Here is a 21,251-nt window from a genome sequence, read left to right on the forward strand (position 1 = left end):
ACTTATATTCATCAAGCCTCATCAGGGATGTGCTTCACGATAAGTATTAAAGGCCGACTGGCTCAGGTTTCTTCGTCTCGTCAACACTCCCGCGATCGCCGGATCTGTTATAGGCCGCAATGCTCCGGCATTCAGCACAACGCCCGGCACTTCGAATCTCCTCAGCACGATATCGCTTGCATCGTTTACACTGGTAGCCGGATTGGTGATCGTGCTATATACAGCCCTGTAACGGGTTTGCAATTCTGTTACGAGGTAGTCTATCTGCGCATCCATGTTAAAAAGTATATCCACACCCTGCGTCATGCCGCAATACTGATGTTCGAACAAACCTGACCGACGGGAACCGGATGTCCACTGGGCTATTCCCACACCCGGCAGCAGGGGGCCGGTACCGGTAGCTGAGCTGCGGTTCATGATATCTTCCGGTGTAAAATCATGCACGGCACCATCAAAACCCTCCGCGCGCATGGGCGTATCACCAGCGCTGCCTTCCACGCGGCTGGGGATCACGCCGGATTCCGACCGGAGATTCCCCACAAGGCCCGCAGCGCCATTCACCGGAAAATTATACCGGTCGATCAGCCGTTCCATGGCATACAACACCGGGTTCGCAATGGTCCGCTGCTCCCAGCTGAGTATCGGCCCACGGGATGCTACATGCGTGGCAAGCGTCTGCACACGTGAATCTGCCATGGTCACTTCCGGATGGATGCACAACAGCGGGTCTTCCTGTGATTCATCAAATTCAGGAGAAAAAAGCATCCGCTCGCAGAACAGCGCCGCCGCCATCAGCAACGCATTCCTGTCCGGATCATCCGTGAGCGGGTCGATACCCACAAACCCGCAGGAACTCCAGGTTTCCACGGACCTCCATTCCGAATCCGTTAAGGGTGCACTGAGCGTACCTCCGGCCGTTGGTGCTGAAGCTGGCGGCGTGGCGACCTGCCGCTGCACAACAGGCGGTGAACCGAAAAAACTGTTTGCGGCATTGACGGGCTGAAAAAAAGGGCCCTGGACATTGGAATGAACTGCAGGGGACGATGCGGTCCGGCTGCCGCTCCGGGTTACTTCCGGGGTAGACATGATGCGGGGTTTTATGTAAGGAAGTTACACCTTTTTTCAAACTATCGTTGCAACAACCTGCCGGGAAAAAACCCGTAATACAGCAACATCCCCATTTGCGCAACAGGCAAATAAACCTTATCTTGTCATTTATTCTTCGACAGCTGCTCACATTATCTGATGAATATAAAAAATCACTCATTCTTATGTATAAAAAATTTCTTGTTTTGGGATTGAGCTATGCATTGATGGCATGCTCAGGCCCGTCAACACCGGATTCAGACCAGCATGCACCCGCTAACACGCAGACCATGACAGATACCACAAAACTCATAGGGCGCTGGGACATCACGATCGATCAGGACGGCAAACCCGCTCCCTCCTGGCTGGAAGTAAAACTTTCCGGCTATCGCACGCTTGTCGGATACTTCGTAGGCGCTTCCGGCAGCGCGCGCCCTGTTTCTAAAGTAACCTTCGAAAACGGCAAATTCAGCTTTTCCATTCCACCGCAATGGGAGAACGGTACGCAGGACCTGGTGATCGAAGGCCAGCCGACAGCGGAGGGCATCGAGGGCACGATCACTACCAGCGAAGGGAAGAAACATAACTGGAAAGGCGTAAAAGCACCTTATTTAAAGCGGACCTCAGCGCCGGAATGGGGCGAAACCATCGACCTGTTCAACGGAAAGGACCTCAGCGGCTGGAAAGCCATGGGCGAAAATCAATGGGAAGTACGGGACGGCATTCTCACCAGCCCGCGCTCCGGCTCCAACCTCATATCAGAACAAAAATTCACGGATTTCAAACTGCATGTGGAGTTCAGATACCAGAAAGGCAGCAACAGCGGCGTGTACCTGAGAGGCCGTTATGAAGTACAGATAGAGGACAGCCCGAAAGAGGCGCATCCCTCCAGCGTACTGTTCAGCGGTGTGTACGGATTTATTGCCCCCAGTGAGATCGCGGCATTGGGACCGGACCAGTGGCAAACTTATGATATTACACTTACCGGCCGGATGATAACCGTTGTCGTAAATGGCAAGACGGTGATCAGCAACCAGGAAATACCGGGCATTACCGGTGGCGCGCTGGACAGTAATGAAGGCGAACCAGGGCCCATCTATATCCAGGGAGACCACGGGCCGATCGAGTTCAGAAAGATCGTGATCACACCAGCTAAATAATTATCCAAAAGGCTGTCAGCTGTAAATACCTCTCCTTTCAGCATGAGGAATATGCGCCTGACAGCCTTTTATTTTCCTCCCGTTCTTCGCCGGCCATTCGCCTTCAGCATTTCCCCGCACCCCGCAACAGGTTGATAGTCTGTTTATTACCATGCTCCGGGCCGCCATTTTGGTGTTGCTGTCGCAATGAATTGCCGCAACCGCCCGAATAAAAGTGTAAATTTGAACTGCCCTGACTATGCTATCCTGATGCAACCAATGCTTTCCTTATATCGTTCGTTCATTCCACCACTGTTCTTTCGGGGCAATGCCAGGCTTCTTTTTGCAGCTTTCCTGTTGTGCATGATGTCCTGCAGGCAGGCAGCCCCTCTCACCCCGCAAAAGAAAGACAGCAGCGATACCGACAGCCTCAAAGCACTTGGCGCATATTACTGCAACTCGGGGAATGATTCGCTGGATATCGTTGCCAAACTCCTCATACAGGCAGGAACGGAACAGGGGAACGATGAACTGGTCGTAGACGGAAAGGTGCTACAGGCGAATTATGAATGGATGCGGGTGAACTATCCTGCCGCTACGGCCATTATCCTGGAAGCGCTGGACATTGCGCAACAGGCTGAACTGGATGCAAAAGTGCCGCGTATCTATGCCACTCTCGGCAATCTGCACAAAGAGAATGAAAACTATCCCATGGCGCTGGAAGCTGCCGAGAAAGGGCTCATACAAGCCCAAAGGAACAGGGATACCGCCGCCATCATTTACCTCACGCTCGTCCGGGCCATGTTCACGCACAGTTACGGCATGCTGAAAAAAAATGATTCCCTCCGCGATGCTTCGCTGCGTTTACATGAGGAAGGCTTGCGCCTGGCAGAAGCCAGCCCGCAGTATGAGCGCAACAGGATCGCCTACTACGATAACATCAGCCAGTACTACAAGATCAACAAAGATTACGAAAAGGCATTGCACTACGGCCATAAGGGCGCCGCCCTGGCCGAAAAATACGAACAGCGCCGCTCGCTCACCTTCGCCTACAACTGGCTGGGAGAAAGCTATTTCTATATGGGAGAACGGGAAAAGGGCATCCGTTATCTCCGGGATGCGTTGAAGATCGCCGGCGAGCTGAAATCGCCTTACCGCGAAGCGGAGATCAATTGTTCGCTGTACGAATGCTTCCAGGCTGCGGGTGACCACCGGCAGGCGCTGATGCATTACAGTCGCAATGTGGCCATCCGGGACTCCCTGCAGGTGCTGACGAACCACCGGCATATCGGGCAACTGCATATCGAATATGAATCCGGGAAAAAAGACGAGCAGATCGCCTCCCTGGGAATACTCAGCCGGGAAAAGACCAAACGGACCTACCTGGTACTTTCCGGGCTGGCTATTTTCGTTGTGCTATCTGTTATCCTGTACATACTCTACCGCGCCAACCTCCGGCGCAACCGGCAGCTGACAGAAAGCAACAGGAAGATCAACGAGCAATCGCAGCAGTTGCAAACACTGATGAAGGAACTGCATCACCGGGTAAAGAACAACCTGCAGATCGTTTCCAGCCTGCTGGAGCTGCAATCCAGCCACCTGAAGGATGACGATGCCAGGCAGGCCATCAGGATCGGGAAACAGCGCATCGAGGCCATGTCGCTCATACACCGCAGCCTCTACCGCGAAGATCAGCCGAACATGGTGAACATGCAGGAATATGTGACAGACCTGACCGAGAGCATTATGCAGACGTTCGGGATCGAAAAAGAGGCATTCGATCTTCAGCTGAATATAGATACCCTCAGCCTGGATGTGGATGTGGCGCTGCCCCTGGGTCTGATCATCAACGAATGGGTCACCAATGCCTTCAAACATGCTTACCGCCATACCGCCCATCCCCTGCTGAGCATATCCCTGAAACAGGGAGCCGGCCTTCACCTGGAGATCAGCGATAACGGCCCGGGCATGACCAGGGAAAACTGGGAACAACCCACCGGCTCATTCGGCATCCGGCTGGTGAAAGTGCTGAGCAAGCAACTGAAAGGCCGCTGTGAAATGGCATCCGGCAGCGGAACAACATTGATCCTGCAGATACCGCCAGAACCGCTTAAAAAAACAGTATAACCAATGGAAGAAAAAGTACGGATACTGATCGTGGAAGACGAGGGCATCGTATCGCTCAGCCTGGAAGATACCCTGACGAATGAAGGCTATCATGTTGTGGCTGTGGCCGACAGCGGAAGGGAAGCGCTGGAGATCGTCAAAAACCAGGTCATCGACCTCGTATTGCTGGATATCCAGATCAACGGGGAATGGGACGGTATTGAAACGGCCCGGCAAATATCCGCCGTAAAAGATATTCCGTTCATTTACCTCACCGCTTTCTCCGACAGTGAAACGCTGGCCCGCGCCAAGGAAACCGTTCCCGCTGCCTACCTGCTCAAACCCTACCAGGCCAAGAACATGCTCATCACCATAGACCTGGCACTGAATAATTTCGCATTCCGCAAAGTGCCGATGGCAAAAGTATTACCGCTTGCCTCAGCGAAAAAAACGCCGGATACGGGAGAGCAGAAAGAAGCCATCCTGTACTACAACGATGCCGTATTCATCAAACAAAATTATCGCTTTATAAAAGTCAACCTGGATTACATCTGCCACCTGGAAGCGGAAGGCAATCATACCGCCATTTTTACGCCGGACAAAAAATACGTCATCCGGCATGCCCTGAACACCATGCTGGAAAAGTTGAACCAGCAGACCTTCATCCGGGTACACCGGTCATATGCCGTGAATGTCAGGCATATCGACACATTCAACGACAACACCATCTGCATCGGCCGTTATGAGATCCCCATCGGCCGGGCCTACAAGGAAACCTTCTTCCGGCATTTTGATTTTCTGTAAGCTGTCCGCCTTTTTACATACGCACTCTTGTCGTTCACATACATAGTCCGGCTGCCTGCATATATTCCCCCCTTTTCCGCATCCCCGCATAGTACTTTTATCCGCAGGCACTGTTACCAGGACTGTTCTTACGCTTTTTTAACGTTTGGAAGTGCCGCTTTCCCCGTGTACAATCTCCCTTGCGGAAAATATAACTGATCATGAAAAAAATTTACTTCCTCCTCTCCTTTCTTTCCTTGTTCATGGCGGCCAGCGCCCAGTCTTATCAACCGGATGTGAATGGAACGCTCTATGTGAATGCAGCGGCGGCAGGCAATGGCGGCGGCAGCAGCTGGGCCAATGCCATTCCTCACCTGTCCGATGCGCTGGTGGCAGCACAAAACCTGAATGCCGTAACAACCGGCAGGGTTGCCCGGATATGGGTAGCACGCGGCAGTTATGCTCCGAAATATAGTGCAGGAGGCGCTACAGGATCTTATCACCAGGCTTTTGTGATGGTAAAGGACGTGATGCTTTACGGCGGTTTCAGCGGAACGGAAACCACGCTTGCCCAGCGCGACACCACCCTGCTTTTTACAACGAACCGCACCTTGCTGGGCAGCGAATCCCAGATCATGCACCACGTAGTTATCGCCGCCGGTGACATGGGCGTCATTGGGCTGGACGGGTTCGAGATCACCGGAGGCACCCCTTTCGGCAGAACCGGCACCATCACCGTCAATGGTGAAACCATTGATATCACAAAAGGCTCGGGCATATATAACGCCGGCACATCACTGTCCGTCCGGCATTGCTACATACGCCGGAACAACGGTTCCACCGGTGGCGGGATGTACAATGCAGGCGGTTCTCCCCTGATCGATCAATGCCGGTTTTCGGACAATTATGGTAACGGCGCAGGCATCTATAACGATATCGGCACAAACGCCGTGATTCAGCATACGGTTTTCAGCAACGGTATGGGGAGTAATGGCGGCGGTATTTACAACCGGCAATGCTCTCCCCTCATCAGTCATTGTACATTCAGCCAGAACAAGGCATCAAGTGGCGGCGCAGGAATATACAATATCGCATCTTCTCCGGTGATCACGCACTGCACGTTTACCAATAATACGGAGACCACCGGCGACCCGGCGACCGGCGGAGGCATCCACAACGCCAACGGTTCCTCACCGCAGATCAGCCACTGTACTTTCACCGGCAACTCCGCCCTCAGCGGCGGCGGCGCTATCTATAACGCAAACGCGTCCATGCCGGCCATCACCAGCTGTACATTCCTGAATAATATCGCACCGGGCAGCAGCGGCAACGGGGGCGCCATTTTTAACTCCGCCTCCTCTCCGGTGATCGCGCTCTGTATATTGCGGGGCAATGTGGCCGAAATAGGTGGCGGCGCCATTTACAATACCGGTAACGCTTCTCCCCGGATCATCGGGTCTGTGTTCTCCGGGAATAATATCGGAGTCGGTGGCGGCATCAATATCTATAACCAGAATTCCAATCCTTCCATTATCAACTGTACGTTTTCCGACCTTCATCTTGCTACGGAAAAAGGCGGCATCTACAACAACAGCGCTTCCCCTGTTATCATCAACTCCATCCTGTGGGGCAGGAACAGCAGCATTATCAATTTAAACGGCAGCAATCCCACAGTGAGCTACAGCATTGTGCAGCAGGCGCAGAATGCGATCTATCCCGGCACAGACAACCTGAATACCGATCCGCTGTTCATTGCACCGGCAACGGGCGATTACCGGTTACAGCAGAACTCCCAGGCTATTCATAACGGGAATACCAACATCACGCAATACGGCGTGCCGGCTGTTGACATTGAAGGGAACAGGCGGTCCGTTGGCGGCCAGATCAATATCGGCGCCTATGCATCCGCCTATGAATGGCCACAGGTGTTGACAGCCGCTTATGACGGACGGGATACGGTGATGCTCTCCTGGCAGGTCAACAAACCGGGCGCCAGCTACCTGGGGGGAGACAACTTCGAGCTCCGCCGGTCTACCGACAGCCTGTTCGCCACCAATGTAAAAGTGGTGACGGCCAGTTACAGCTATGATCCCGACATCAGCGACTATTCATTTACAGACGATATTACCGATATCCGCGGCGGGCAACGCCTCTTTTATCAGCTGCGCCGTACCGCTACCGCAACGGACTGGGGCTGGGATACCTCCCGCAGGGCCGGCACACCTGTAACCATACATACCGCGCTTGCTGTAGATACCAGTATATTGACAGAGTCAGACGGCCCCAAAGGCATCGTCACCTGGGAAGGCATCAAAGGCGTTTGGGTGACCGGCACAAAGCTGACCATCCGGAAGATGAACGTGACCACCAGCGCCACACAGGAAACCATCGAGCTGAATGAAGAACAGGCCCGCTCGGGAGAATACATCGATGAGAACATTTCCTATTGCAGCGAGTTCAGGTACTACCTGAAGCTCACACTGGGCAACGACTACGCTTCCCCTCCCGAAGCACAGGTGCCGGGTACCGTACTGGCCGTGAACATCGGCACGATACGCGACCTGGTGGCTTCCAAAGGATATTTCCCGGACCGCGCGGAATTGCGCTGGAGCGCACAGGGCCGCTTTGAGAACTATATCATCAAAAGGAAAGTGTACGGATCGGCGGATGATTTTGTGCAGATAGAGATCGTGCCGGGTACCAGCACCAGCGAGATACAGACGGACGACCTGAAAGGTGTGCCTGGTGTGTATTACCAATACATGGTCGTTGGTGCGGTCAACTGCAACAATGCCATGAAACATTCGCGGGACACGCTCTACGCTATCGGCTTCCGCAGTCCCACCGGCACCATCTACGGCAGGGTGACCTATGAAAGCGGCCAGTCGGTAGAGAATGTAGCGGTCAGACTGCAGAGCAATGACGAAACAAGCCTGGGGCGCAGCATTTATCTGAACGGGAATAACAACAGCTACCTGAAACTCGATTCCCTGTACACGCCGTTTACTGACACGGCATTTTCTGTAGAAGCCTGGATACGTCCTGATGATGCGGCCCCGGCCAGCCAGACCATCTTTTTCCGGGAAGGAGTATGCGAACTGGGCTTTGACGCAGCGGGACAGCTGGCTTTTCAATATAACGGTGTTAGCGTAACAGGCGATTACCGGAACCCCAATCATACCTTTGTGCATGTTACCGCCGTATGCGCAGCCGATTCGCTCTTCATTTATCTGAATGATTCCCTTCTCGCTAAAACCGCTTATCAGCCGGCAGCCATGCCGTCTCCGGGAAAGGCCGTGCATATCGGTCGCCATGCCACCGGGAATAATTTCAAAGGGCATATCGATGAAATGCGCGCCTGGAATGTTGCCCTGAGCCGGGAGCAGATCGCGCGCAACCATACCCGCCTGCTGGCAGGCGATGAAAAAGGCCTTGCCGCGTACTGGCGGTTCGATGAGACCATCACCGATCAATTCTACGATCTCTCCTATCGCAATCATCAATACCACAAGAATGACGGCGGCATGGACCCTGCATCGGTAATCCGATCCGCACTGGTGCCAACACCGGAACAGCTTTCCCTGAAATCCTACACCGATGCTACCGGCAACTATATGATCACCGGCATTCCCTATACGGGGAACGGCATCACCTATACCGTTGTGCCGCTGTTCGGCACACACCAGTTCGACCCGGTATCCGTGAACCGGCTGGTATCCGCCAGCACCCCATCTTTCACGGTGGACTTCAAGGACAAATCATCCTTCCCGGTGTCTGGCTATGTATATTACCAGCACAGCACCGTGCCTGTAAAAGGCGTGCAGTTCCGGATAGACGGGATGTTTGCGCAGCAGAACAACGGCGATATCATTGAAACGGATGCTACCGGCAGGTTCACGATCGCTGTACCGGTAGGCACACATGAAGTAAAGGCGGTAAAAGTGAACCACGTTTTTGCCAATGAAGGGAAGATCACGGACCGCTTCGGGCGCAATCTCAATTACCAGGAACCTTTGAGCGAACGCGTGTTGTACGACAGTACCACCATCCGCTTCATCGGCCGTGTGGCCGGCGGAGCGATAGAGGAGGCAAGGCCGCTGGGGCATTCACTGTCCGTCAACAACCTGGGGAAAGACCTTAGCGTAGTCATGGAACTGCCCTCCGGCAGCGTGTACGAGCTTTACAAAGGCACACCGGAAGCGCCGGAGAAAACGGTGACCGTCAATCATCTGCTGCCCTCCAACGAAACGGACTCCGCAAAGATCCACCGGTCCACCGTCGTGTACCAGTCCACCCGCATCGTGATCTACCCGGACCCGGAGACCGGCGAATTTGCAGCAGACCTGATCCCGGAACCATTCCTCGCTACCACGGTCAATGCCACCGGCTGGGGCGACCTGCTGGACGGACAACCGGTAGCGCTGAATTTCAGCAACAAATTCGTGGAACAGCAATCCCCCCACGGTTACAAGGATTCTACACAGAACAGTACCGGTGACTGGATATACACATCATACGCAGACACCGTAAAATATAACGATGCCTACCAGTTCATCAAACGGGTCACGCCATCTGTGAGCATTACGCAGGTGACCAACAGCGGCCATCAGCTGCCGTATTTCGGCGATGCAATGTACGAGGCGCGCTCCGTCAGCGGCATCCTTACGCAAGTGCCGCTGGTAGACAGCCTGCAATCCGGAAAGGACATGTACCGGTTCGGGCATCCGGTGTTCAGCCAGAACGGCCGCTACCGTTTCAGGATCGCCGCGTTTGAAGCTTACCCTTACTACGAGAACGTACTGCCCGACGGCACCAAAGTGATCGCGCAACAGAACGGCAGTGACCGTATTGACGAGGTGCCCACGCAGGACGGTCACGTTTCCCTGCTCAACGGGCTGCGCGACGGGCCGGCGAGCGCGGATACCATTTCCCTCGATGCATCCGGCGTTGCGCTGTACAATTTCGTTGTGGGCGAACCGGATATCGCTACCGCCGGACTGAAGAACTTTGCCGCCAATATCCGTTTCGGGCAGGCCACCAATATAGGCTGGCGCTGGCATGGTGAGCCGCAGATGCAGGCCTATGGCATGGGCTTCAGAATGAGCGGCACCACCTTCGTCACCGCCGGTCCGGATAACCTGCTGATGGTCTTGCGCGACCCTCCCGGCTCCAGGAGCTTCTCCTTTGCCGAAAGCGGCACCACCTTCACCTCCAGCAGCACTTACAGCGGGTCGGTGGACCAGGTAGGCGAAGAAACGTTCGTCAACCAGCTGGGCTTTGTACTATCCACTTTCACCGGTGTGGGCGCAGGCGTGATCAAACAGGTAGATGCCGCCACCGGCATCGGTTTTGGCCTGCGGCACGAAGAGCATTTTACCGGCACCAACTCCAAAACCGTTACCTCCACGCTCACAAGCCGTTACCAGACCAGTGACGCCCCGGTGTTCGTAGGCGCCGCGGCGGACCTCTTCGTAGGCTACTCCACCAATATCACTTACGGAGAAAGCAGGAACATTACCATCATCAAAAGAAGCGACCTGAAGGCGGCGGACATCCTGTTATATGAACCGGGCCCCGCCAGTGAATACATCATCATACAACGGGATGGTGTGAACTTCGGCGAAAATTTCGGCACGCTCTTCGCTTATCCGCAACAGCATATCGAAAAAGTGCTGATCCCGGACCTGCTGCGCATCAGGAACTCCGCCCTGCTGCCGCCCACCACACCGGCCGCAGAAGCGCAGGCGGCAGCCGACAATACCGGCAAACAGGTGTACGTTTCCAAACTGGCGGCGGATGACCCGCGCTTCGGCAAATCCAATAACGACAGCATCACTTTCGGCGCAACAGGTAAAAACGCGGTGTTCGGGGACGGGCCGAGCTACAAGATCTACATGCCGCAGCAACCCGGCTACCGCAACGATACCATCATGACCCTCAACCAGTTTGTGGACAACTGGAAGAGAAGGATGGCCGATAACGAAGAAGCCAAACTGAAATCCTCACTGATCCAGAACTATTCCTTCCACGCCGGCTTCCCGGTTTCCCACACGGAGCAAACCTCGGTGAAAAAGGATACCACCTATTCCTTTAATATCATCGTATCCGGCAGCGTCTTCGGTTCCACGGAAACAAAAGTGGATGGCACCGGCATCGAGATAAAGTTCAATGAATCCATCGGCACGAACCAGGGCGGGTCTTTCGGATCGTCCACGGACAATGTATCCACTTTCGGCTTTACCCTGGCATCGGACGGCACGGATGATTTTGTAAGTGTGGATGTGAACCGGGCCGCGGATTCCAGCTTTGTGTTCCGCACCAAAGGCGGCGCTACCGCCTGCCCCTATGAAGGCGCTGTTGCTACAAAATACTATCAGCCCGGAACGCTCATCGATCAGCCGACGCAACGGATAGAAGTGCCGCGGCTGTCTGTGGAAAACCCGGTGGTCAGCAGCATTCCCTCCTCGCGGAAAGCGGCCTATACGCTCTACCTGAGAAATGAATCGGAAGCCAGGCTGCCCGCCATCTTTGTGCTCGGCTATACGGATAACGACAGCGTAAAAGGCGCTACCATCGCCGTGGACGGCACGCCCATCGGCGGTTCAGGCAGGGCTGTAGTGGTGCAATACGGCGAAACAGTGACCAAAGTACTGACGCTGACCAAAGGTCCCGATGCAATGGATTACCGCAACATACAGGTACTGTTGCGCTCTTCCTGCCAGTACGATCCTACCGGCTACCAGGAGACCATCGCGGATACGGTGCTCATCTCCGCGCATTTCATTCCGTCCTGCTCGGACATCCATATCAAATCCCCGGCGGACAAGTGGGTGCTGAACCGGGAATCCCCCGTTAACACCCAGGGTGAGCGGTACCTTCCGCTGACGATAGACCAGTTTGATGTCAATAACAGTCTCTTCAGCCATATCGAGCTGCAATATAAACCGGCATCGGACAGCCGCTGGATCACCGCAGTGAAGTTCTTTGCCGATTCCGCCAGGCTCAATGCAGCCGATGGTGAAAAACAATTCATCACCAATGCCGAAGCGATCCTTTACAACCTCGTGATGAGCGATGGCAGCTTTAACGATCAGGCATACGACATACAGGCGGTGAGCTATTGCGAGATCGGGCCGGCCAATTTCGTGACCACCGTTTCCAACAGGGTCAGCGGGATAAAAGACACCTACGCACCGCGGCTTTTCGGCAGCCCGCAGCCGGCCAACGGCATTCTGGGCATACAGGACGAGATACTGCTGCGCTTCAATGAACAGGTATCGGCCGGGCTGCTGACGTTCGCGGACTTCCAGGTGACCGGCATCCGGAATGGCGCCAAAGGCGACCATACGGTGTCCGTAAAACTGGATGGTGAAGGGGATCACCTGGCTACGGAGTTCTCCAAGAATCTCCATGGAAAAGATATCACCGCCGAAATGTGGATACTGGCGGACAGGCCGCAGAACAGCACCTTGTTCAGCCACGGCAGTACCGGCGAATCCATGGAAATGGCAATCACTGCGGACCATTACCTGGAAGTGACCATTGGCGCAAAAGTGATCCGCAGCGACCGGCCGCTGCCCTACCGGCAGGGAGAATGGGCGCATGTGGCCATGGTGTACAACGCCGCCACGGCCAAAGTATCGGCTTACTACAATTTCACGGAAGTCATACACGATGCGGAAGCCGCAGCCTATACCGGCACCGGTCACTTTGAAATGGGCAGCAGCATTAAAGCACAGGGCAATACTTTCGCCGGAAGGATGCATGAAGTGCGGATATGGTCTGCGCGCCAGACCGCCACGCAGCTGCAGATCAGCAGCCTGGCCCGCCTCTCCGGCGCCGAAAGCGGACTGATGGCCTATTATCCCATGACGGAAGCCAAAGGCAGTGTTGCCTTCGACAAGGCGCATGGCGCCAATGCAAGGCTTCAGGGCAGTTGGAGCCTGCCTCCCGGAAAATCCCTTTCCTTCGGTAACGGCAACGGCTATCTGAAAATAAACACTGCTTTTGCTCCGGTCACTTCCGCCATGGATTACACCATTGAACTATGGTTCAGAGGCGCTCCGGACCAATCCAATGCCGTGCTGGCCTCCAATGGCAAAGGCGACGGACAGGACCCCGGCGGTTCATTCAATTGCTTCACCCTGGGCTTCGAGAACGGCCTGCTCACCTTCCGGCAGAACGGGTTTAAAACGCAGGCGGAAGGCAGTTACCTGGATAACAACTGGCACCATGTGGCCATCGCCGTGAACCGCAACGCCGGCAACGGGCAATTCTTTGTGGACGGGGAACTGAAGCGGTACTTCGATGTAGATGGACTGGGAGGCATTGCCGCCGCGCATATGTACCTGGGCGCAAGGGCATGGCAGGATGAACAGGATGTGACCCTCACGCATTTCGACCGGCATTTTAGCGGCCGGGTAGATGAATTCAGGTTGTGGAATTCCTATCTCAACCACGCTATCATCAACAGCAACAACAATGTGCGGCTGAAAGGAGACGAGCTTGGACTGCTGGCATATTATCCCTTTGAACGCTACTTCGAATTCCAGAACAACGTGGAAATGGGCTATACGCTGTCGGATATGAAGATACAGGAACAGCCCAACGTAACCGTGCCGGATGCCATAGCGCTGAATGCCGCTGAAGACGATGAAACCGCCCCGGTGAAAGACAGGGGCCCGGTAGAGAACCTGCAGTTCGATTATGTCGTGAATAACGATGAGCTCATCATCAACATGCTGGAGCCAAGGCAGGCGATTGACAAGACCATTGTGACGTTCAAAGTAAAAAGAGTGAGGGACATGAACGGCAATGCCATCGTCTCCCCCGTTACCTGGACGGCGTATATCGACCGTAACCAGCTGAAATGGAGCGAGGATGCGCTGAACCTCACGAAAGCGCTGTACGCATCGCTGGAATTTGAATCCGATATTGTGAACAGCGGCGGCAGCATTCAGCATTTCCGGCTGGACAATCTGCCCGCATGGCTCACGGCAACACCCTCCAGCGGTGTAGTGAACCCGGCCAGCCGGCAGAAGGTGACCTTCAAAGTGAATGAAGGATTGAATACCGGTACTTACGATGAGATCATTTACATGCATAATGACAACAACGAAGCGGAGGCGCTCTCCGTTAACCTGAAAGTAAAAGGCAACGAACCGGACTGGAAGGCAGATCCCGCCATGTTCAAATACAGCATGACCATCTACGGGAAGATCCGCATTCAGCAGACCTTCTCCATTGACCCGGAAGACATGCTGGCTGCGTTCAGGAACGGTGTATGCGTGGGCGTTACCAGGAACACCTATTTCTCTTCCAACGATATGTGGTACGCTTTCCTGACGGTGTACAGCGATTCCCTGCAGCACGATGGACTGGAGTTCCGCATCTGGGACGCCAGCACCGGAAAGACCCTGCAGGCCCTGCCCTCCATGCCGGTGAGCTTCAGCAACGACGCCATTGCCGGCACACCGGCCAACCCGGTGATCTTTGATGGCCTGGACCTGTTCTTCCGGGACATGGAACTGAAACGTGGCTGGAACTGGGTATCCTTCAATCTCGCCAGCCCCTCCCTGAACAGCACCGGCGCTGCACTCGCCAATGGCAGCTGGAGCTCCGGCGATATCGTCAAGAACAACGACCTGGGCTTTGACCAGTATTCCGCCACACAGGGCTGGACGGGCTATCTGCAACGTTTCAACAACATCAATATGTTCATGCTGAGCACGAACAACGCGCAGACACTGAGCATCAGCGGCACGCCGGTGAATGTGGCCGCAACGCCCATTCCGGTGAAAGGCGGGCGCTGGAACTACATCAGCTATCTGCCACAGGTGAACCTTACGGTAAAAGAAGCGCTGGCGGGTTATGCCGCAACAGCGGAAGATGTGATCAAATCGCAGACCGGCTTTGCCATGTATGATCCGCAGAACGGATGGGTAGGCAACCTGCAATACCTGGAGCCCGGCAAAGGATATATGCTGTACCGCAAAGATGCGGGCAACACACAATTCATGTACCCTGCCATCACCGGCGGGCAGACAGGCGGGCGGCTCAACCCGCTGGAAATACCGGTACAGGGCAACTACGGCTATGCGGAGAACATGACCGCCGTAGCTGTGGTGGACAAAGACTTTACACTCATGCCGGATGACAAGCTGCTGGCCTTTGCAGGGGATGAACTGCGTGGCAAAGCGCAGCTGATAGACAACCGCGCCAGCGGCGAACGGGCCCTCTTCTTCAATATTTCCGGGGACACGGAACTGCCTTTGCATTTCAAGGTGGAACGCGGCGGCGCCGTCATCGCGGAATCAGGAACGGCCACCGTCTTCCGGGCAAACGGCACACTCGGCACACTGAAACAACCTTTTGTGATCGGCATGGAACAGCTGTCCAATCACATATCCATCTATCCGAACCCTTTCCGGGAACAGCTGTACATCAGGCTTAACCTGGGCAAACTGCCCTCCGGCGGCACACATGACATCGCCATTGCGGTACACAACGCAAACGGGCAGCTGGTTTATCAACGGCCTCTGGAAAAAGCCGCCACAGGCCAGTTGCTGATAAGCTGGAACGGAAGGAATACGGAAGGTGCGAAAGCAACGCCCGGCATTTACTTTATCCGGATCACGATAGACGGAAAACAACAGGTGTACAAGGTCGTGAAGATATGATGAATACCCGGCACGGCGGGTTAGCCATTCCGCTGTGCCGGTTTTACCGCGTTGATCATTTAAAAGATCAGATCGATGAAGAGATCCATGGAGGCAATTAAAAGGGCATAACGGACGAGATAATCGTAATGCCGAAAAACAATGAATAAATATTAACAGATGAAAACTTTCATTACCACCGGACTGATACTGCTGTTGATAGGCGCCGGCAGTTGCCGGAAAGATAAAAAGTCCGGCCCGAAAACAACACCGGCCCCCACCTGGGCGGCGGACACTACGGGAAAATATGCGTCCAGCATGACCGCCGTCATGCGGTTGCCGGATGATCTGCAACCCTTTGCCAATCCATCAGACAAATATGCGGCCTTTATGAAAGAGGAATGCCGCGCTACCGGTACTATCGTCAGTTCCGGGGGAACCACGCTGGTGTATTTTCTTATACAAGGCTCCGCTGCGGAGCAGGACAAGATCAGCTTCCGGTATTACAGCACCCGGCGCGCCTGGCTGTTTGCCACCGGCGGGATGCTGGACTTTGTGGCGGACGGGAATCATGGCACGGTTGACCAGCCGGTAGTACTGCAACTGAAGCAGGTGGAATGATGATCATTCCGAACGGAGGCTCTTTACCGGGTCCATCAGCGCCGAGCGGATACTCTGGAAACTGACCGTCAACAGGGTCAGTCCCAATGCGCCCAGGCAGGTAGCCCCGATGATCCACCAGGATATGCCGGTACGGTAATCGTATTGCTGCAGCCAGTTGTGCATCAGGTACCAGGCAGCCGGCACCGCCAGCAACAGGGAGATGACCACAAGCCTTACAAAATCCCTGGTCATCAGTCCCCATAGATTGAAAACGGATGCGCCAAGCACTTTTCGTACACCGATCTCTTTCACCCGTTGCTCTGCCATGAAAGAAGCCATACCGAACAGGCCGAGACAGCTGATGAAAATGGCAAGCAGGGCAAAGCAACTGGACAGTTTGCCAATACGCTGCTCGGCATCGAACTTGTCAGCATACATTTCATCCACGAAGCTGTAGCTGAAAGGTGCGTCCGGATTAAACTTCCTGAAAACCGTTTCCATCTGCGCCAGTGCTTCCGATGCAGGTTTCGCCGGGTTGATCCGGGCATTGATGCTGGCGGGATCTTCATAGTCCAGTGTAAAAACAGTACGAAATACCGGTTTATAGGGCGATTGCATGATCATGTCCCTCACCACACCTATCACGGTAAACGGGCGGTCGTCTTTTCTTACGATTTCGCCTACCGGGTCTTCGAGGCCCATGAACTTCGCTGCGGATTCATTCAGGATCATAGCGGAGCTGTCCATTGCAAAATCCCTCGAAAAGTCCCTGCCGGCAATGATCTCCCAACCGATGGTCTTGCCGTAATCGTGCGTTACGCCAACGGCCCCGAAATTCCCCTGCGTTCCCGGCTGTATCCCCTTCCAGGTATAGCCGTTATTGATAGCATTAAGACCAGTCGGGGAAGCAGATGAATAGGCCATATCCGTCACCGCTCCCGTTGCCATCAGCTCCTCCCGGATCAGCGCGAAGCGCTCTTTCAGCTCGGGTGTGGTCATGGGAACGGAAATCAAACCCTCACGGCTATACGCTACCGGTCTGTCCTTGGCAAAATGTATCTGCCTGAATACAACGATGGTGCCGATGATCAGGATGATGGATACCGTGAACTGCACCACTACCAGCACTTTTCTCGGGAAAGCCGCGTACCTGCCCGCCCGGAAAGTGCCTTTCAATACCTTAACCGGCTGGAAAGATGACAGGTATAAAGCCGGATAGCTGCCTGCGATCAATCCGGTAAAAAATGTGAACCCGAGGCCGGCCAGCCAGAACACGGGGCTGCCCACCGGGAGGCTGACCTTTTTATCCGCCACTTCATTGAACAGCGGCAGTGCGGCCTGTACCAGCAACAGTGAAAATGCAAAACCGATAAAAGCCAGCAACAGCGACTCCGTAAAGAACTGCGTGATCAGCTGCCCGCGTACAGAACCGATTGCCTTGCGTATGCCCACTTCTTTTGCACGTTTCTCAGAACGGGCTGTACTGAGGTTCATGAAATTGATGCAGGCCAGCAGCAGCACAAATATGCCAATGGTCACAAAAAGCCATACGAACTGTATCCTTCCGCCGATATTCTTTCCATTTTCCCAATCGGCATACAAATGCCATTTACTCATAGGATGCAGAAATACTTCCGCCTTGAACACCTTTTCCTCTTCCCGGACCTTGTTCAGCTTCACATCTTTTATTTTGGCGGACACTTTTTCCAGGTCGGCATGATCGGCCAGCTGTGCATAGGTCTGCGTAAAATTGGAACGCCAGGGATTGTCCATCTGCCTGATCTCCGGGAACGTCTGCAAATACAATTCCCAGGGAGCAATAAACTCCAGCTCCCGGAAAGCGGAATTGTATGGAAGGTCTGCATACACGCCCGTTACCTTCACATCCGTACGGCTGTCAATTTTCACCAGCTTGTCCAGCGGGTCCGCATCCCCGAACAATGCCTTCGCTGCGGAAGCGGACAGGATGATGGAAGCAGGGTCTTTCAGCGCATCACGGGTGCCTTTCAGCATCTTCAGCGTCATCATCCCGGGAAAATCAGGCTCAAAGTAGTTGCCCACCTTGGAAATGGCCCTGTCGCCATACTTCAGCACATGCTCATTCGGCCAGGAAGACATGATCACGTATTTGAAATCACTGCCGTATTTTGCCCTGATCTCATCTCCCAGCAGATAGGGATTGGCCGTTTGGGTGGACTTTACGCCGTTGGAAGTCTGGTGCTGCATCACCGCTACTATGCGGTCGTAATTCGCATGGTTCCTGCTGAAGGTAAGTTCATCGCGGGCCCACAAACCGATCAGTATGGCCACGGCCATTCCTGCTGACAGACCGGCGATATTCACCAGCGAGAAGGTTTTATTCTTCAGGAGGTTTCTCCAGGCGATCCTGAGGTAATTCTTGATCATGCCGGGGGTACAGCCAAGAGAATGCCAGACAGAAGAGCGGTTTTCAAATAAGACGTTATGTATTAAAAAATAGTTACAACTGTCCGGTTTTGATACATGGGATGTCCGGTTCGGGGAGCTGCGGACCGTTCAGGTATCTGCGATTAACGCCGGCATAAACCTTATCTTAGGCGCATAATTTTAACCCGGGTTAAAATCTGTTCCCTTTTTTCGCCCCAATTTTACATCAGCAAAAACAATTCACATGAAGCCGTCAGCAAAGGCTCCATCTAATTCGTAAAAATTAAATACAAACACATGAAAAGAACTGCAAACGCCCATTGGAACGGCAACCTTAAAGAAGGTAAAGGTAATATCTCCACCCAGAGCACGGTGTTGAGCCAAACGCAATATTCATTCAACACCCGCTTCGCGGATGGTGTAGGCACAAACCCCGAGGAACTGCTCGGCGCCGCGCATGCGGGATGTTTCACCATGGCGGTGAGCGCCGCCCTGGCACAGTCCGGCTTCACGGCCGGGGATCTGGACACCAAAGCCATCGTGGAACTGGATATGGTGGCGCTGAAGATCGCCGGTATAAAACTGGAGCTGAAGGCTGCGAAGATCGAAGGCGTATCCGAAGAACAATTCCTGACCATCGCCAATGGCGCCAAGGAAAACTGCCTTATCTCCAAAGCGCTGGGCGGCACGCCCATTTCGCTGGAAGTGATTTACGGGTAATATCATGATCGGGGGCTGACGGAAAAGTATCCCGGTCAGCCTCCGATTCTCATCCGAAATTTTGGGGAATGGTAAATTAATTATAATTTGATCCCGCGTAGAGCAGACTTCTTTTAGCTTTACACCCACGGAATGAGATACCTAACCATCCACACGCTTCGGGCTGTTTTATGAAAACAGGGGAAAACACGTTCCTCCCGGACGATATGCTGCTCGAAAGGATCAGGCAGGACGATGCCGCCGCCTTCGAGGTTGTGTACAACAGATATGCAGCCCGGCTTTTCCATGTTGCACATGGCATCCTTAAAGACCGGGAAGCCTGTGAAGATATCATCCAGGAGCTTTTCACCACCTTCTGGATCAAGCGGCAGCGCCTGAACATCCTTGATCTCAAAGCTTACCTCTTTACCGCTGCAAAAAACAATGTGCTCATGAGCATCCGCTCCGGCAAAGTGAGGATAGACCTCACCGAGCTGGAACAGTTGGTGGAAGGCCGCAGCGCATCCGATACCGTTATGGAAAAAGAACTCCGGCAGCATATTGATGACAACGTAGCGCAGCTCCCCCAAAAATGCCGCACCATCTTTACCCTCAGCCGGGAAGAAAAGCTTTCCCATAAAGAAATAGCCAGCCAGCTCAATATTTCCGCCAAAACAGTGGAAAACCAGGTGACCATTGCCCTGAAAAGGCTAAAATCCTCCCTTGGAGACTTCATGTCCTTCTTTCTCTGAAAAAAAATCCGTCCTGTTTTGGGGGATAGGTCCAATTCCTGCATCTTAATGTATATCGGCAATGAAAAGAAAAAGAGTTATAAAGAAAACGGATGATGGCAAACTGGAAGATCTCGTAGGCAGATACTTCCGGGCAGCAGCGGAATCCGGCGCACAGCAAAGCGGGGATTTCGACAGTGAAGGCGTGTTTCGCCGGATACAGGCCGGCATTTCCGGCGGTGCGAGGCGGATAAAGATGCAGACCAGGATGTTCTGGGCGGCGGCGGCCGGTATTGTGCTGCTCCTCGGCGTGCTGGGGATCATGCAGCAGCGGCCTGCAGGAGAGCAGGCCAATACGGTGATGGCCGAAAGATCGGCCGGCGCGGGGGAAACCATACAGGTCACCCTGCCGGATAGTTCCGTTGTATGGCTCAATGCCGGCAGTACGGTAAGCTATCCCGCAACTTTTGCATCAGACAAAAGAGCGGTGTTCATTGAAGGCGAAGCTTACCTGGAAGTGCAGCAGGACCCGGAAAGGCCATTCCTCGTGCATACCGGCAAAGTAGTCACCACCGTGCTGGGCACTTCTTTCAATGTAGCCGCATACGCCGCAGACCAGCAGGTGGAGGTGACGGTACTGACCGGCAAGGTCAGCCTCTCCACTACTTCCGGCAGCGCCCCAGGCACATTGCTGACGCCGGGCCAGCAGGCAGCCTGCACAGCGGATGGAAAGCTCGTGGCTTTCCGGGAAAATATCGACGCTGCGGAAAGCATTCTCTGGAAAGACCATAAAATGATATACAACGGCAAAAGGCTGTCGCAGGTCATCGCGTCACTGGAACACTGGTATGATGTAAAGATCATTGCCGATGCTCCCCTTTACGGATGCACCATCTCCGCAGACTTTACCGGGGAGCCGGTGGAAAGCGTTGTGCATGTACTGGCGCAGCTCGTCAACGGCAAAGCCGTACGTGATGGCGATACTTACCGCATTACGGGCGAAGGATGTACAGACTAGACTAACCAATATGGAATAATGA

The 21,251-nt window shown here is 54.1% G+C and carries 10 protein-coding genes; 8 read left to right on the forward strand and 2 right to left on the reverse strand.

All coding sequences use genetic code 11. The features are described from left to right. Positions 1–21: 21 nt before the first annotated feature. A complete protein-coding gene (locus FW415_RS19745) occupies positions 22–1,086 on the reverse strand; it encodes a phage tail tip lysozyme (protein WP_148388478.1) in 1,065 nt (354 codons plus the stop codon). Positions 1,087–1,271: 185 nt separating this feature from the next. Here FW415_RS19745 and FW415_RS19750 point away from each other — a divergent pair, with 185 nt between their 5' ends. The 5 genes from FW415_RS19750 to FW415_RS19770 all read left to right on the forward strand — a co-directional run bounded on the left by FW415_RS19750 (position 1,272) and on the right by FW415_RS19770 (position 16,393). Next, the gene (locus FW415_RS19750; RefSeq protein WP_148388480.1) at positions 1,272–2,246 is read left to right on the forward strand and encodes a DUF1080 domain-containing protein; all 975 of its coding nucleotides are present in this window, start codon (positions 1,272–1,274) and stop codon (positions 2,244–2,246) included. Between the two features lie 249 nt (positions 2,247–2,495). Further along, positions 2,496–4,352, forward strand: a complete 1,857-nt coding sequence (locus FW415_RS19755; RefSeq protein ID WP_168208906.1) for a sensor histidine kinase — start codon at positions 2,496–2,498, stop codon at positions 4,350–4,352. Positions 4,353–4,355: 3 nt separating this feature from the next. Next, complete coding sequence (locus tag FW415_RS19760) at positions 4,356–5,135, forward strand: response regulator (protein ID WP_148388484.1); 780 nt, start codon at positions 4,356–4,358, stop codon at positions 5,133–5,135. A gap of 200 nt (positions 5,136–5,335) precedes the next feature. Further along, positions 5,336–15,793, forward strand: coding sequence for a LamG-like jellyroll fold domain-containing protein (locus FW415_RS19765; protein ID WP_148388486.1), 10,458 nt, complete (start codon positions 5,336–5,338; stop codon positions 15,791–15,793). Positions 15,794–15,952: 159 nt separating this feature from the next. Further along, positions 15,953–16,393: a hypothetical protein gene (locus tag FW415_RS19770; protein ID WP_148388488.1), complete on the forward strand. Its 441-nt coding sequence runs from the start codon at positions 15,953–15,955 to the stop codon at positions 16,391–16,393. Positions 16,394–16,396: 3 nt separating this feature from the next. Here the strand turns inward: FW415_RS19770 and FW415_RS19775 are convergent, their stop codons facing one another. After that, the gene (locus FW415_RS19775; RefSeq protein WP_148388490.1) at positions 16,397–18,781 is read right to left on the reverse strand and encodes an ABC transporter permease; all 2,385 of its coding nucleotides are present in this window, start codon (positions 18,779–18,781) and stop codon (positions 16,397–16,399) included. Positions 18,782–19,078: 297 nt separating this feature from the next. On the opposite strand from FW415_RS19775, the gene FW415_RS19780 reads away from it, so the two are divergent. The 3 genes from FW415_RS19780 (at position 19,079) to FW415_RS19795 (ending at position 21,229) form a co-directional block, all read left to right on the forward strand. After that, positions 19,079–19,501: an OsmC family protein gene (locus FW415_RS19780; protein WP_148388492.1), complete on the forward strand. Its 423-nt coding sequence runs from the start codon at positions 19,079–19,081 to the stop codon at positions 19,499–19,501. Positions 19,502–19,671: 170 nt separating this feature from the next. Continuing rightward, the gene (locus FW415_RS19790; RefSeq protein WP_148388494.1) at positions 19,672–20,232 is read left to right on the forward strand and encodes an RNA polymerase sigma-70 factor; all 561 of its coding nucleotides are present in this window, start codon (positions 19,672–19,674) and stop codon (positions 20,230–20,232) included. A gap of 61 nt (positions 20,233–20,293) precedes the next feature. Further along, complete coding sequence (locus FW415_RS19795; RefSeq protein ID WP_148388497.1) at positions 20,294–21,229, forward strand: FecR family protein; 936 nt, start codon at positions 20,294–20,296, stop codon at positions 21,227–21,229. Positions 21,230–21,251 lie beyond the last annotated feature (22 nt).

This window comes from Chitinophaga sp. XS-30, assembly GCF_008086345.1.
Lineage (GTDB): Bacteria > Bacteroidota > Bacteroidia > Chitinophagales > Chitinophagaceae > Chitinophaga.

What these genes read in the sequence shown, in the direction of transcription:
- FW415_RS19745 (WP_148388478.1), bottom strand. Translation starts at nt 1,086, where the DNA reads ATGTCTACCCCGGAAGTAACCCGGAGCGGCAGCCGGACCGCATCGTCC.
- FW415_RS19750 (WP_148388480.1), top strand. Translation starts at nt 1,272, where the DNA reads ATGTATAAAAAATTTCTTGTTTTGGGATTGAGCTATGCATTGATGGCA.
- FW415_RS19755 (WP_168208906.1), top strand. Translation starts at nt 2,496, where the DNA reads ATGCAACCAATGCTTTCCTTATATCGTTCGTTCATTCCACCACTGTTC.
- FW415_RS19760 (WP_148388484.1), top strand. Translation starts at nt 4,356, where the DNA reads ATGGAAGAAAAAGTACGGATACTGATCGTGGAAGACGAGGGCATCGTA.
- FW415_RS19765 (WP_148388486.1), top strand. Translation starts at nt 5,336, where the DNA reads ATGAAAAAAATTTACTTCCTCCTCTCCTTTCTTTCCTTGTTCATGGCG.
- FW415_RS19770 (WP_148388488.1), top strand. Translation starts at nt 15,953, where the DNA reads ATGAAAACTTTCATTACCACCGGACTGATACTGCTGTTGATAGGCGCC.
- FW415_RS19775 (WP_148388490.1), bottom strand. Translation starts at nt 18,781, where the DNA reads ATGATCAAGAATTACCTCAGGATCGCCTGGAGAAACCTCCTGAAGAAT.
- FW415_RS19780 (WP_148388492.1), top strand. Translation starts at nt 19,079, where the DNA reads ATGAAAAGAACTGCAAACGCCCATTGGAACGGCAACCTTAAAGAAGGT.
- FW415_RS19790 (WP_148388494.1), top strand. Translation starts at nt 19,672, where the DNA reads ATGAAAACAGGGGAAAACACGTTCCTCCCGGACGATATGCTGCTCGAA.
- FW415_RS19795 (WP_148388497.1), top strand. Translation starts at nt 20,294, where the DNA reads ATGAAAAGAAAAAGAGTTATAAAGAAAACGGATGATGGCAAACTGGAA.